This is a genomic window from Pantoea sp. X-Soil-TKNS-1279 (assembly GCF_059730565.1).
Genome location: NZ_AP035948.1, coordinates 1,208,924 through 1,222,480 on the forward strand (window position 1 = coordinate 1,208,924; position 13,557 = coordinate 1,222,480).

At 55.2% G+C, this 13,557-nt stretch carries 10 protein-coding genes; 4 read left to right on the plus strand and 6 right to left on the minus strand.

From position 1 onward, the window contains the following. Positions 1-140: 140 nt before the first annotated feature. The gene (proX, locus tag AC6I8N_RS05570; protein ID WP_497830224.1) at positions 141-1,139 is read left to right on the plus strand and encodes a glycine betaine/L-proline ABC transporter substrate-binding protein ProX; all 999 of its coding nucleotides are present in this window, start codon (positions 141-143) and stop codon (positions 1,137-1,139) included. Between the two features lie 32 nt (positions 1,140-1,171). Here proX and AC6I8N_RS05575 read toward each other — a convergent pair whose 3' ends face one another. Continuing rightward, complete coding sequence (locus AC6I8N_RS05575; RefSeq protein WP_497830225.1) at positions 1,172-2,605, minus strand: MFS transporter; 1,434 nt, start codon at positions 2,603-2,605, stop codon at positions 1,172-1,174. Positions 2,606-2,833: 228 nt separating this feature from the next. On the opposite strand from AC6I8N_RS05575, the gene AC6I8N_RS05580 reads away from it, so the two are divergent. Continuing rightward, a complete protein-coding gene (locus AC6I8N_RS05580) occupies positions 2,834-3,520 on the plus strand; it encodes a GntR family transcriptional regulator (protein WP_021182333.1) in 687 nt (228 codons plus the stop codon). Between the two features lie 76 nt (positions 3,521-3,596). Here the strand turns inward: AC6I8N_RS05580 and AC6I8N_RS05585 are convergent, their stop codons facing one another. The 4 genes from AC6I8N_RS05585 to AC6I8N_RS05600 are packed head-to-tail and all read right to left on the minus strand — an operon-like array spanning position 3,597 to position 9,326. Next, entirely contained in the window at positions 3,597-4,811 is a 1,215-nt protein-coding gene (locus AC6I8N_RS05585; RefSeq protein WP_497830226.1) for an amidohydrolase family protein, read from the minus strand. After that, positions 4,808-7,276 carry a branched-chain amino acid ABC transporter ATP-binding protein/permease gene (locus tag AC6I8N_RS05590; RefSeq protein WP_497830227.1) on the minus strand — a complete coding sequence of 823 codons (2,469 nt, stop codon included), beginning with the start codon at positions 7,274-7,276 and terminating at the stop codon, positions 4,808-4,810. Before AC6I8N_RS05590 ends, AC6I8N_RS05585 begins: the two co-directional genes overlap by 4 nt. Then, on the minus strand, positions 7,273-8,136 hold the full coding sequence (locus tag AC6I8N_RS05595; protein WP_021182336.1) for a branched-chain amino acid ABC transporter permease: 864 nt from the start codon (positions 8,134-8,136) through the stop codon (positions 7,273-7,275). Before AC6I8N_RS05595 ends, AC6I8N_RS05590 begins: the two co-directional genes overlap by 4 nt. An 11-nt stretch (positions 8,137-8,147) precedes the next feature. After that, positions 8,148-9,326: an ABC transporter substrate-binding protein gene (locus AC6I8N_RS05600; protein ID WP_497830228.1), complete on the minus strand. Its 1,179-nt coding sequence runs from the start codon at positions 9,324-9,326 to the stop codon at positions 8,148-8,150. A gap of 167 nt (positions 9,327-9,493) precedes the next feature. On the opposite strand from AC6I8N_RS05600, the gene AC6I8N_RS05605 reads away from it, so the two are divergent. After that, positions 9,494-9,895 (plus strand): nuclear transport factor 2 family protein, encoded by a 402-nt coding sequence (locus AC6I8N_RS05605; protein ID WP_021182338.1) that lies wholly within the window; start codon positions 9,494-9,496, stop codon positions 9,893-9,895. Positions 9,896-9,981: 86 nt separating this feature from the next. Here AC6I8N_RS05605 and AC6I8N_RS05610 read toward each other — a convergent pair whose 3' ends face one another. Beyond that, complete coding sequence (locus AC6I8N_RS05610; RefSeq protein WP_497830229.1) at positions 9,982-10,329, minus strand: hypothetical protein; 348 nt, start codon at positions 10,327-10,329, stop codon at positions 9,982-9,984. Between the two features lie 491 nt (positions 10,330-10,820). On the opposite strand from AC6I8N_RS05610, the gene AC6I8N_RS05615 reads away from it, so the two are divergent. Then, positions 10,821-13,553: a cation-transporting P-type ATPase gene (locus tag AC6I8N_RS05615; RefSeq protein ID WP_497830230.1), complete on the plus strand. Its 2,733-nt coding sequence runs from the start codon at positions 10,821-10,823 to the stop codon at positions 13,551-13,553. The last annotated feature ends 4 nt before the right edge of the window (positions 13,554-13,557 follow it).

Here is a 13,557-nt window from a genome sequence, read left to right on the forward strand (position 1 = left end):
AAATTTCCCACTGCCTTTATTTATTTAATGTGCCGTTATCAGCTACGCGCTATCCCATCAGGTTGTTTGTCATCATTCAATTCTCTTTCTGTATGGAAAGATTCTTCCGCCATATCATAGTCAGAAAAAAGGCCATTATTATGACCAGAAAAAAATTAATATTATTACCCGTCGCTGCTTTATTCTCTTCATCTGTGGTTTTTGCCGCAGATTTACCAGGGAAAGGAGTAGACGTACACCCGGTACAGAGTACATTGCCTGAAGAATCTTTCCAGACTGAGTTAATCAACCGGGCATTGGAAAAGTTGGGTTATGATGTCAAACCCACTGAGGAAGTGGACTATAACGTTGCGTATACCGCTATCGCTGCCGGAGATGCAACTTACATGGCGGTAAACTGGGAGCCGTTGCAGAAGGACATGTACAATGCTGCCGGTGGTGATAATAAATTTTATCGCGAAGGTAGCTATATAACAGGTGCAGCACAGGGATACCTGATTGATAAAAAAACGGCAGATAAGTATCACATTACAGATATTTCACAACTTAAAGATCCGAAAATAGCTAAATTGTTTGATGCGAATGGCGATGGAAAAGCGGATCTGGCGGGTTGTAATCCTGGCTGGGTTTGTGGACAGGTGATTGATGCACAAATTAAAGCTTATGGTTTAAGTAGTACAGTGCAGCAGAATCAAGGAAATTACTCCGCCATCATCGCAGATACCATGACGCGCTATAAGTCTGGGAAACCAGTTCTGTATTTCACCTGGACGCCATATTGGGTCAGTGATGAATTAAAACCAGGAAAAGATGTTGTTTGGTTGACCGTGCCTTTTTCTGTTACGCCAGGTTCTCAGAAAAATGAAGATACTGCATTGCCTAATGGGAAAAATTACGGTTTCAAACCTAATAATGAACATGTTGTTGCTAACAAAGAATGGGCGGCTAAAAACCCGGCAGCAGCGAAATTGTTTGCCATCGTGAAATTACCCCTTGCTGATGTCAATGCACAAAATCAACGTATGCATGAAGGTGAATCCTCTGCAGCCGATATTCAACGACACGTAGATGGTTGGATCAAGGCACACCAGGCTACTTTCGATGGTTGGATCAAACAGGCGAAAGCAGCGGTGCGATAACCAGACTATCCCGACCTGTTCTAAGGTCGGGATTAACGTTGTCGTTGAGAAACACGCTCCCCCGCTGTCGGCTCCAGCCGCACCATATCCCACACCCCAATCAGCGTAATCAGGGCAATCACCCCAAACCCCACTTTAAACCCTATCCCTGGTACCGCCGTGTAACCAAACTCATCCCCCAACACCGTCCCCAGCCGGATACACAGTGCCCCCAGCGTTACCCCCAGCCCGCTCGCCAACTGTAAGGAGGTACTAAATAGCGTATTCGCCGAACTCATCTCCTGCGCGGGCACCTCGGCAAAAGCCAGTGAGCTGATCCCGGTAAACTGCATCGAACGACTTAATCCGCCCATAAATAGCAGTACCAGCGTAATCACATGCGGTGAAGTCGGCGTCAAAAACGCACACAGCAGCAGCGTCAGCACACAAACCACACCGTTTCCAATCAGCAGCTTACGGAAGCCAAAATAGCGAATCAGTGGCGTGGTGGCGGGTTTCATCGCCAGGTTACCGGCAAACACCGCCAGCACCAACGAACCGGCTTGAAAGGCATTCATGCCGAAACCGACCTGGAACATCAGCGGCAGCATAAAAGGGGCGGAGCTGATAGTGGCGCGTAGCAGGAAGCCACCACGCATGGTGATGCGGAAAGAGGGCACGGAAAGCGATGACAGACTAATCAGCGGCGCTTTGCTGCGGCGCAAATGGCGGATGCTCCACACCAGCGTTGCCAGTCCAAGTGCAATCGTCACGGCTGCGGCAGCCAGGCTGGCGCTTTGCTGGCTCAACATTTCCAGGCCTGCCACCAGGCACAGCATGGTGACACCGGTAGCGATAAAACCGGTGACATCGAATGGGCGATGCTGGTGAGCCGAGTCATTTGGCATCATGCGCAGCGCCAGGATGATGGCGATAATCCCCAGCGGCACGTTGAGGAAAAAGATCCAGTGCCAACTGGCGTAGGTAGTGATAAACCCGCCGAGCGGCGGCCCAATGATCGGGGCGACCAGCGCGGGCCACGTCAGGGTGGCGATGGCTTTGATCAGCTGATCTTTAGGCGTGGTGCGCAGTACCACCAGACGGCCAACCGGCACCATCATGGCACCGCCAATGCCCTGCAAGATACGCATCAGCACAAATTCAGTGACGTTGTGCGTCAGGCCGCAAAACAGTGATGACAGGGTGAAAATGGTTAACGCGAGGCTGAAGACATTACGCGCACCAAAGCGTTCCGCCACCCAACCGTTGGCCGGGATCAGCACCGCCAGCGTCAGCAGATAGGCGCTGATGCCGATGTTCAGATCGATAGCGGAGACGCCAAACGCTTTGGCCATGTCCGGCAACGCGGTGGCGATCACCGTGCCATCAAGAAACTCCATGAAAAATGCGCTGGCAACCAGCAGCGCCAGGCCGGAGATGCGGCCCGAGCGGGAGACGTCTTCCCCGGTTGAATCAGATAAAGCCATGCGGTGCCCTTAGCATAACAACGCCCAATCATTTGGGAGAGGTGTGATAGGTTTGTAAAGTTGTTATACCAAAAAAACAAAACGCGGATGAATACCCATGTCAAACTTGTTGGCTAAATATTGATATTCGACAACAATTTCCTTCACGCAATTTCCCCTACAACCTGTTCAGCAAGCAGCCCTTGAGATGTTAATATCGAGGCATTAACACCCCCGGATGAGGTCAGAATGAGTCAGGTCGCCACCGCGAAGCAGCGCGAAGTGCAGCGTATCGTTGATGCGCTCTCGCTTGCTATCGCGCAGCATCGTCTAAAGCCAGGCAGGCGGTTAGTCGAGGCGCAAATTGTCGAGGCGCTAAAAGCCAATCGCAACCATGTGCAGGCGGCGCTACAACGTCTGGCGTTGCAGCATATCGTGACTATCGAACCCAATATCGGTGCGATGGTGGCGCATCCTGAAGCGCAGGAAGCGCGGGAGATCTTTATTGCCCGGCGGGCGATTGAGAGCGCGATTGTGGCGTCGATAACCCCCACGCAGATGGCGCAGTTTGCCGATGATATCGATGCGCAGCAAAAGGCCGAACATGCCGCCACCGGGCAGCAGGATCGTCGTGATATCGTGCGTGAGTTGAGTGCCTTTCACCTGTTGTTGGCAAAAGTCAGCGGCAACAAAGTATTGAGTGAAATTCTGTCAAACCTGATGGTGCGCAGTTCGCTGATTGTCGCGCTGTATCAGCGTAATGATGTGCCGTCATGCCAGTGCGCCGAGCACGGTGCGATCCTTACGGCGTTAAAAGCGGGCAACACCGAAGAAGCGCAGCAAATCATGCTGGCGCATCTGAATGAACTGGAAGCGGAACTGGATTTAACCGAAGTGGTATCCGAGGAGCTGTCGCTGAGCCAGGCACTGCTGTAAACGGGGTACGAGCGGTCAGTCGCCCTCATCCCGACCTTCCCCCGTAAGCGGGAGAAGGAGGGGGGCCACATACCCGTTAAGGTCTATTGAGCACAGCCTGCGGGCGGTTGAAGGTTTGTCTGCCACGTTTAAAACCGGCGATTGGTGGAGCAATCTGCGCCACAATATGCCCGGCGTGTATCACATCAAATATCACCATATCGGCCAGGCAGCCCGGCGTCAGGCCATAGTCGGTTAAGCGCAACAGCTTTGCCGACTGGCTGGAGATCCAGCTCAGGCATCGCAGCAAATCTCCCTGGGTTCCCAATTGACGCACGTTGGCGAACAGGTTGGCCTGGCGTACCAGTGAGGCATCGCCAAACGGGGTAAAGGGATTGGCGATATTATTGGTGGAGAGGGAACACACCACGCCACAGCGATCCAGCTCATCCAGCGGTGCGACGCCGCGCGGTTGCAGGGCAAAGCGATCGCGCGCGGTGAGAAACAGGTCGGTGGCGGGCAGGGCGGTGACCTGCACCCCCGCATCAGCGAGCCTCCGGCCTAATGCACGCAGTGGCTCGATATCCAGAATCGATAACTTGGTAACGTGCCCGACGGTAACCCGACCGCCCCAGCCTGCGCGTTCTGTCTCCTCAATCACGCTATCGATCAGCCGGTTTTCTGGCGACAGATCGAAATCGAGATGAAAATCGAGATCGACATCATAGCGTTGGGCTAAGGCAAACAGCCGCTGGATCTGACCAATTGGATCGCTGTCGGTATACGGGCAGCCGCCCAGCAGATCCGCGCCCGATGCCAGTGCTTCGCACAGCAGCGTCTCGGTGCCTGGATTATTCAGCATCCCTTCCTGCGGAAATACGCAAAGTTGCAGATCCAGCGCCCAGGCATAATCTGCCTGCAAACGGCGAATGGCGCGAAAACCGGTCAGACCAATCACCGGATCGATCTCGATATGGGTACGCATACGCGTGGTGCCCTGAATAATGGCTTGTTCCAGCACGCGGGCACCACGTTGATAAACGTCCTCCTCATTGAAATCGGCTTTGGCGCGCGCGGTTTCACGTATCGCCTCCGCCAGCGTACCCTCCTGCTGGCGGCAGCGATCGATGATGCAGGCTTTATCGAGGTGGATATGGGTTTCCAGCAGACCGGGCAGCACCAGCGCACCCGCCAAATCCAGCGTCTCCGCCGGTTCATTATGTGCAGCGACAAAATGTTCGTTGGCGATGTACAGCGTTTGCAACGCCTCTGCGCCCGGCAATCGGGCATTGATGATGTTCAGCCGTTTCATGCGTTCCCTGCTCCCAGCCAGGCTTCTGCCAGATCCGCCTGTGCCAGCAGATCCTGCGCGCGTCCGGCTTTGACCACTTCACCTGATTCCAGCACCAGCGCACGGTCGGCAATGGTCAGGGCGAGATTTGCCATCTGATCGACCAGCAGCAGCGTGACGCCTTCATTACGTAACCCGGCCAGCGCGTCATAGAGTTCGCCAATCATCGCAGGTGACAGGCCGAGGCTGGGTTCATCCAGCAGCAAAATTGAGGGGCGCGACATCAGGCCACGGCCAATCGCGACCATCTGTTGTTCGCCGCCGGAGAGCAGCCCAGCCTGGCTGTGCAGGCGGTCGCGCAGGCGCGGGAAGCGGCGCAGGATCGCCTCCACTTCCGCCTGCGGATCGAGCCGTTCGCTACAGGCATACTGGCCGATCAGCAGGTTATCCAGCACCGTCATTTGCGGGAACAACTGGCGTCCTTCCGGCACCAGCGCCAGACCGCGAGCGGCGATTTGGGCGGCGTTGAGTTCTTTGATCGAATGATCGTGCAGATAAATGGCTCCGCTGCGTGCCGGATGCAGCCCGGCCAGCGTTTGCAGAATGGTGGACTTCCCGGCTCCGTTGGCACCGAGAATCGCCACGGTTTCGCCCGGATTGACGGTGAAGCTGACATTACGCACCACCGGCGCAGCGCCATAGTCGAGCGTCAGTTTATCCACCACCAGCCCCGGTTCCCCGCTGCTGCGCAACGGCATCACGCGAGGTTTGCCGCGATACTCGGTGCCGCCGAGATAGGCAGCGATCACCGCCGGATTGCGCTGCACTTCTGCCGGACTGCCTTGTGCCAGGGGTTTACCGGCATCCAGCACTTGCAGACGATCGCTGACCGCCATCACCAGCGCCATATCGTGTTCAACCACGATCACCGCCAGACCAAATTTTGCCAGTCGGCGTAACAGCGGGATCAGGGCATCCGTTTCTTCCCGACTCAGTCCGGCTGCGGGTTCATCCAGCAGCAGCAGGGCAGGATCGAGCGCCAGCGCACGGGCAATCTCCACCAGCCGACGATCAACATGCGGCAGATCTTCTGCCGGGGTATGCACCGAACCACGATAACCAACCAACGCCAGCAGTGCCAGCGCGACCTCCCGTTGCTGCGCCGCCGGGTGACGCCACGGCAGTCCCTGGCGGCCACGCTGCTGAGCCACCAGCAGGTTTTCCAGCACGCTCATTCCGCCGAACAGTTGGGTGGTTTGGTAGGTGCGGGCGATCCCGGCGCGTGCGACGCGCCAGGCAGGCTGACCACGCAGTTCCTGTTGCAGGCGAATGCTGCCGCTGTCGGCACGATAAAAGCCGCTGATCATATTCAGCACCGTGGTTTTTCCGGCGCCGTTTGGCCCCATCAGGCCGAGGATCTCACCGGCACGTACTTTGAAGCTGACATCGTTGGCCGCCTGGACGCCACCAAAACGGATGCCGATCCCCTCGACATTCAACACATCATTGCCGCCACGCTGGAAGTGACGTTGCAGCAGGGCTTCGTCGGGTGTTGCAGGGGCGAATTGTGCAGCGGGTTTCGCCAGCCAGCGCGCCAGCGTACCGAGCAGGCCACGCGGTGCCAGCCACAGCACGCTGAGCAGCAATACGGCAAAAATCAGCAGGCGATATTCCGCGAACGAGGACAGCAGCTCCGGCAGCACCACAATCAATAACGCGCCCAGCAGTGGGCCGAATAGCGTACCGCTACCGCCAACCACCACTGCCAACACAAACAGGATCGACTGTGCGAAGGGGAAAGAATCCGGGTTGATAAACATCATCAACGGCGCAACGAAAGTACCGGCGGCGCTGGCGAGCATGGCAGAAAGCGCGAACGCCAGCGTTTTACTGACCACCGGGTTGAAGCCCAGCGAACGGGCAGCAATCTCACTGGCCTTGACGGCACGCATCGCCAGTCCCCATTGGCTGCCTTGCAGGCGGGCAAACAGCGCCAGCGCTGCCAGCATCAGCACGGCGCAGCATAAGGCCAGTCCGATATTGGGATCGAGCGGGCCAAAGTCGGGCATCGGGATGCCCATCAATCCATTCGAGCCGCCGGTCACCTCACGCCATTCAATCAACACATGGCGCACCACCAGCGCAAAAGCGATGGTAATCATCGCCAGAAACGGACCGCTGACGCGCAGCGCCGGGATGGCCAGTAAACCGCCAATCACGCCACACACCACCATCGCCACCAACATGGCGACGCCGAGCGGCACGCCATTCATGGTCAACGCCGCCGAAATGTAGGCTCCGAGCGCGTAGAAGGCGATGTGGCCGAAGGAGATTTGTCCGCTTAGCCCCAGCAGTATATTCAGCCCGACCACCGTGGTGACGGCGAGGGCAAACAGGGAGAACACCAGCAGCGCATAGCTGCCGAGCACGAAGGGCAGCAGCAGGCTGATCAGCGCCAGCGCAGCGAGGGGGAGGGTTTTAATCATACTTTGACCCTTAATTTTTGCCCGAACAACCCGTTCGGGCGCAGCGCCAGTGCCAGAATCACCAGCGAGAAGGTGAAGATTTGCGTGAAGGCGGAGCCAAACCACAGCGTAACCAGCGCTTCACTGAGGCCAAACAGCAACCCGGCGATCCAGATGCCGCTGCTGCTGGCAAGACCGCCGAGGATCGCCACCGCGAAGGCTTTCAGGCCGAATAAGGTGCCCATATCGCTTTGGATGCTGAACAACGGCGCGATCAGCAGGCCAGCCAGCGCGGCAAACACGGTGGAGAGGGCGAACGCCACTGCCACCACGGTATTCACCCGAATGCCCATTAACTGCGCAGCGCGCGGGTTCTGTACTGTGGCTTCCAGCACTTTGCCGATGCGGCTGTAACGGCGGATCACGGTCAGAGCCACCACGATCACCACGCCGGTCAGCGGGATTAGCAGGTTGATTAGCGACCATGAGCTGCCAAATAACGTAAAGGTGACGTCGGTCACCGGGAACTGGCGCGGTTCTTTGCCGAAAGTAAACATCGCCAGGTTATCGACGAGAATCCCGCCCGCCACCGTCGCCATCAGCCAGGCTTCCGAATTGCGTGCCACAAATGGCCGTACCAGCAGGCGCTCAATCACCACGCCATACAAGGCGCAGCACAGCAACGTGGCGGGCAGAGCCAGCCACAACGGCCAGCCGAAAGTCACGTACAGGCTGTAACCGAGGGTTGCGCCCACCATCATGGCGCTGCCCTGAGCAAAGTTCAGGGTGCGGGACACAATCCAGGTGATATGAAAGCCGAGCGCCAGCAGGGCATACATGCTGCCAAGGCTAAGTCCGGTGGACAGGGCGGTACTCCACATTATCCTTCTCCTTACTGAGTAACTGGCAGGATCTGCTCGCCTTCAAACCGGGCAAACACGTAGTCTTTCGGTCCCAGGGCGTCGTGTTGCTGCACGGTGAACGGTTGCTGATAATGTTTAATCAGGCCGTCATATTCCTTGATGGCGTAGAAACCATTGCGAATGGCGGTGCCATTGAGGCTGGTGGCGTTGTTCAGCGCCAGGGCGGTCAGGTGCATGGCATCGTAAGCATTGGCGATGCCCACCGCCGGTGTGACATCTGCCAACCCTTTGATTTGTGGATACTGTTTTTTCAGTTCATCCATCACCTGGTTGCCTTTGACCGAGTTATGGTCGGTAAAGACAAAGGTCTGGATAAAGGTCACCTGATCGGCACCCGGGCCAGCCAGCTCGCTGAAGCGACCGCCAGCGGGTCCCCAGTGTGAAACGACCGGTACCTGCCAGTTCATCTTGTGCAGCGATTTCACTACCTGCGCCGAAGGTCCGACGTTGCCGACCATCAGCAGAGTATCGGCACCGTCATTTTTCAGGCGGGTCAGTTGCGGCACCAGATCCACATCACTGTCTTCGATACGTTCAACCCCGGCTACCGGGATGTTGTTTTTCTGCAATGCCGCGCGGAAACCCTTCTCGTTCGATTCACCCCACGGATTGTTTACCAGGATCATGCCGGCTTTTTTCATGCCTTTCTTTTCGCTGGCGTATTCCACCAGTGCTTCATCCACCAGTTCATCCACTGCGGAGACGCGGAACACGTAGTTCTCCTTCGCACCGTTATGGGTGATGCCGGTGCCTGCGGCCCATAAGCCGACAAAAGGGGTCTTCAATTGATTCGCCAGCGGTACGATCGCCAGCGAGACGGGGGTGTCCAGACCGCCGAATAGCACGGCAACTTTTTCACGCTGGATCAATTCGCGCGCAGCCAGCATCCCTTTGCCGGGGTTGCTTTCATCATCACGGCGCACCAGCTCCAGCGGATGGCCTTTCACACCACCTGCCGCATTGATCTCGTTGATGGCGATGGTCAGCCCACGGGTCAGCGCCTCGCCCGATTTAGCCGATTGACCTGACAATGCCGTGACCAGACCGACTTTGATCGGATCGGCTGCCAACACGCTCGCTGACATCATGGTCATCAGGGTGGCGGCAGCGCATAAACGCCAGTTTTTCAGTAACGATTTTCCGGACATCACTCACCTCATGTGGATTGCTAGCAATAATATTTTTATTTCTAGCAATTACGATGCCAGTTTGTTATTGCTTAAAAACAGGCGGTTTATCCCGCAAGTTAGCGGCAAAGTTGCGCCATTGTGGTGCTGATGCGCCAGCGTTGTGCAAATTCACATCAGGAGGTTTTATGTCTGAGATTGAGCAAGCGGTTGAAGTGGTTAAGGGGTTTTTAGCAGCATCTATGGCTCCCGATGCGGTGCTGGCAGCGACCTTTATGCATCCGCAGGTAAGCATCACCTTTACCGGGAAACGTGAGTTTCCCACTACCAAAGGGATCACGGACTTCAACGGTGCACGCTATAAATGGGTGAAGAAGTCCGTCGGACAATTTGACTGGATGGATCGCGGCGATCACGTTGTGGTGTACTCCAACGGCACCCTGTATGGCGAGTGGCCGGATGGTCGACCCTTTGCCGGTAATCGTTATCTGGATCGTTATGAAGTGCGAGAGGGATTGATCGTGAAAATGGACGTGTGGAACGACAGCGCCGAATGGATTCTGGCACCGGAGATTGGGCGCGTGGAGTAGTCATGATCCGTAGCGGTGCGATTTATCGCGCGGTTTTTTCGTAACCAAAAAACGCGTGATAAATCGCGCCGCTACGGAAAGGGGGACTAGCTGCTGGCGTTTTGCCCCTCCAGGCTGATAAACAGATTTTCCGGCACGCTGAAAATCACCTCCAGCGCATCGCCGCGGTGAAGGGGGGAAGGGACGAGTGGGTATGGATGCTCGTTGAGTTTCAGGCTGCTCTGAGCGTCATGTTCTCGCCACGATCCGACACCTTTCAGTGCCAGGCCATCTTTACTCGGTGCCGCGAAGATGCGCAGGGTTTCAACATTATTATCCTTGAATACAGAACTCTTAATTACGTTAGGTACTATCATCTCCGTGATTTTTTTATTATTACAACCAATAAGAATCAAACAGCACAGCAACGCACCCAACACCGGCCAGTTGTTCATTTTCCTTGCCCTTATCAATTAACTACCGGGTCAAATATGCATCACGAATTCAGCTTAAATACTGATTGCCCGCAATCTTTATGGCGGGAGTTAACTTTTTCAACTTTCGTTAAGGTTTCGTTTAATGTCTTCTGCGCGATTTATTCAGGCTGGATGGAATATTAAAGATCAACAATCCTGTGACAGGAAAGGCGATTTCCTCATCAAAATAAAACAATAAAATAAATATAACTTATTGTATTTTAAGGTTATGTTTTGTTTTGGTGTTAGGGATTAAAAAGGGTTATAAAATCTGAAAATCTCTAAATATTGTCGGATTAGAATTTTCTTATCGTGATAATAATTTACCTTTGTGACTAGCTTTGGGTGAATTACCTGCGGATTTAAAACTGCGAAAAACATGATATTGGTCATCGCGATGGCTGGAGATTTTATTAAAGTGTGATTTTTATTTTGGTCATAATTTATTGATTTAGTCCCACGGGGTAATTATGAATGTCATTCCTTTTACCATGAGGCGAACGGATTCCGCCGAGCGTCCCTGGTATCAACAAGACAGCGCAGCCGCGTTCTCTGCATTTAACAGTTGTCCACAAGGATTAAGCGGTGAAGAGGCGCAGCAGCGACTGCATACTCAGGGTCCAAATATTCTGCCGCAGAAGCGAGAGAAATCGGTGTTGATGCGTTTTATCGCCCATTTCAAAGATGTGCTGATTTATATTCTGCTGGCGGCGGCGCTAGTTACGGCCATGATGGGCCACTGGGTCGATACCTTTGTCATTCTCGGCGTTGCTGTCATCAACGCACTGATTGGATTTATCCAGGAAAGTAACGCCGAGAAGTCATTGAAAAGCATTCAAAATATGCTGTCGAGCGATGCCATTGTGCTGCGTGAAGGATTACAGGCTACCGTTGCCACGCAGAATATCGTGCCGGGTGACGTGGTCATGCTGCGGCCTGGCGACAAAATCCCGGCCGATTTGCGCCTGTTTGAAGTCCATAATTTGCGGGTTGAAGAGGCGATTCTGACCGGTGAATCCACCGTGGTGTCAAAAAGCATCGCGGCGCTGGAAGGTGAGAAATCCCTGGGTGACCGGCTCAATCTGGCGTATTCGGGCACTACGGTAAGTTCTGGAACGGCGATGGGTGTTGTGATCGCCACCGGTGGCGATACCGAGTTAGGCCATATCAATGCGATGATCTCCTCGATTGAGGAAGCCAAAACACCGCTGCTGGTGCAAATCGATAAATTGGGTAAAGCAATTTTTGCCATCATCCTGTTGATGATGGTGGCGCTGTTTGTGTTTGGTTTTTTGCTGCGCGACATTCCTCTGGGGGAACTGCTGCTGTCGGTAATCAGCCTCGCGGTGGCAGCGGTGCCGGAAGGGTTGCCGGCCATTATCTCCATCATTTTGTCGCTGGGTGTGCAATCAATGGCGCGCAATCAGGCGATTATTCGCAAGTTGCCGACGGTGGAAACACTGGGTGCGATGTCCGTTATTTGTTCAGATAAAACCGGCACTCTGACCATGAATGAGATGACGGTGAAAGCGGTGGTACTGGCGGACAGCCAGTGGCGTATCAGCGGCAACAGCTATGAACCACAAGGTGAGTTTCATCCTGTTATCAGCGCCAGTGGTCATGCTGCGGGAGAAGATAGCGTGTTGCAGGCCTTTCTCGGGGCTGTCGATCGCTGCAATGAAAGCCAACTGCGCCAGGACGAACAGGGCCACTGGGGGATCATTGGTGGCCCCACCGAGGGTGCGCTGAAGGTGCTGGCCGCGAAAGCGGGCGTGAAGTCTGATGCGATTGAAGTGGTTAGCAAGTTGCCGTTTGATTCTCTCTACAAATATCAGGCGGTGAGTGCGGTGATGGATGGGAAACCTTGCATCCTGCTGACCGGTGCGCCGGATGTGTTGCTGGCGCTTTGCCAGCAGCAGCAGGGAGATCAGGGCGTTGCGGCGATCGATCGGGATTACTGGGAGAACGCCATCTCGACGTACGCCAGCGAGGGGTTACGTACCGTGGCGGCGGCCTGGCGCTGGTTGCCGAACGTGAAGCATCGACTCGACCATGAGGATTTGCGCGAGGGTATGACGTTGCTGGGGTTGGCATGCATGATGGACCCGCCACGCCCGGAAGCGATTACCGCCATTCGCGACTGCCAGCAGGCGGGTATCCGCGTGAAGATGATCACCGGCGATCATCAGGAAACGGCGATGGCGATCGGGCAGATGCTGGGTATTGGCAACAGCACCGCTGCGGTGACGGGTTATCAACTGGAACATATGGATGATGCCGCATTGGCGCAGGCAGCACAGGAATACGACATCTTCGCTCGTACCAGCCCGGAGCATAAGTTACGGCTGGTGAAAGCGCTGGCAGCGAGCGGGGAAATTGTCGGTATGACCGGCGATGGCGTCAATGATGCCCCGGCGCTGAAGCAGGCCAATGTCGGTATTGCTATGGGGATCAAAGGGACAGAAGTGACCAAAGAGTCAGCTGATATGATCCTCGCCGATGACAACTTCGCCACCATCGCGGCAGCGGTGAAGGAGGGACGTCGGGTGTATGACAATCTGAAGAAAACCATCCTGTTTGTGATGCCAACCTGTTTTGCTCAGGGGTTGCTGATCATCATCGCAATCTTAATGGGTAACCTGTTGCCACTGACGCCGGTTCAGATTCTGTGGATGAATATGGCGACCTCTGCCACGCTCTCCTTTGGTCTGGCGTTTGAGCCTGCGGAACAGAACATCATGCGGCGGCCGCCACGCAATGTGCGCAGCAATGTGATGGATGGATTTGCCATCTGGCGTGTGCTGTTTGTGGGGCTGCTGATCTCAGTCAGTGCTTTTATGCTGGAAGCCTGGTTGCAACCGCGTGGTTACAGCCCGGAGTTTATTCGCACCGTATTGTTGCAGATGCTGGTGACCGCGCAGTGGGTGTATATGCTTAATTGCCGCAACAGCGAGGGCTTCTCACTGGATGCTGGTTTGCTGAAGAACCGGGGAATCTGGCTGGTGACGCTGGTGTTGATCCTGCTCCAGGCGCTGATCATCTATGTTCCGCTGATGAATACCCTGTTTGGCACCCAGCCGTTACCGCTGAAATACTGGTTTATCGCGTTGGCGGTCAGTGCCGGGATCTTTGTGCTGGTGGAAATTGAAAAACGCCTGACGCGCGGCTGGCGCACATCAGGCGACAAGGTTATGGCGAGTTAACGTT

What these genes read in the sequence shown, in the direction of transcription:
- proX (WP_497830224.1), top strand. Translation starts at nt 141, where the DNA reads ATGACCAGAAAAAAATTAATATTATTACCCGTCGCTGCTTTATTCTCT.
- AC6I8N_RS05575 (WP_497830225.1), bottom strand. Translation starts at nt 2,605, where the DNA reads ATGGCTTTATCTGATTCAACCGGGGAAGACGTCTCCCGCTCGGGCCGC.
- AC6I8N_RS05580 (WP_021182333.1), top strand. Translation starts at nt 2,834, where the DNA reads ATGAGTCAGGTCGCCACCGCGAAGCAGCGCGAAGTGCAGCGTATCGTT.
- AC6I8N_RS05585 (WP_497830226.1), bottom strand. Translation starts at nt 4,811, where the DNA reads ATGAAACGGCTGAACATCATCAATGCCCGATTGCCGGGCGCAGAGGCG.
- AC6I8N_RS05590 (WP_497830227.1), bottom strand. Translation starts at nt 7,276, where the DNA reads ATGATTAAAACCCTCCCCCTCGCTGCGCTGGCGCTGATCAGCCTGCTG.
- AC6I8N_RS05595 (WP_021182336.1), bottom strand. Translation starts at nt 8,136, where the DNA reads ATGTGGAGTACCGCCCTGTCCACCGGACTTAGCCTTGGCAGCATGTAT.
- AC6I8N_RS05600 (WP_497830228.1), bottom strand. Translation starts at nt 9,326, where the DNA reads ATGTCCGGAAAATCGTTACTGAAAAACTGGCGTTTATGCGCTGCCGCC.
- AC6I8N_RS05605 (WP_021182338.1), top strand. Translation starts at nt 9,494, where the DNA reads ATGTCTGAGATTGAGCAAGCGGTTGAAGTGGTTAAGGGGTTTTTAGCA.
- AC6I8N_RS05610 (WP_497830229.1), bottom strand. Translation starts at nt 10,329, where the DNA reads ATGAACAACTGGCCGGTGTTGGGTGCGTTGCTGTGCTGTTTGATTCTT.
- AC6I8N_RS05615 (WP_497830230.1), top strand. Translation starts at nt 10,821, where the DNA reads ATGAATGTCATTCCTTTTACCATGAGGCGAACGGATTCCGCCGAGCGT.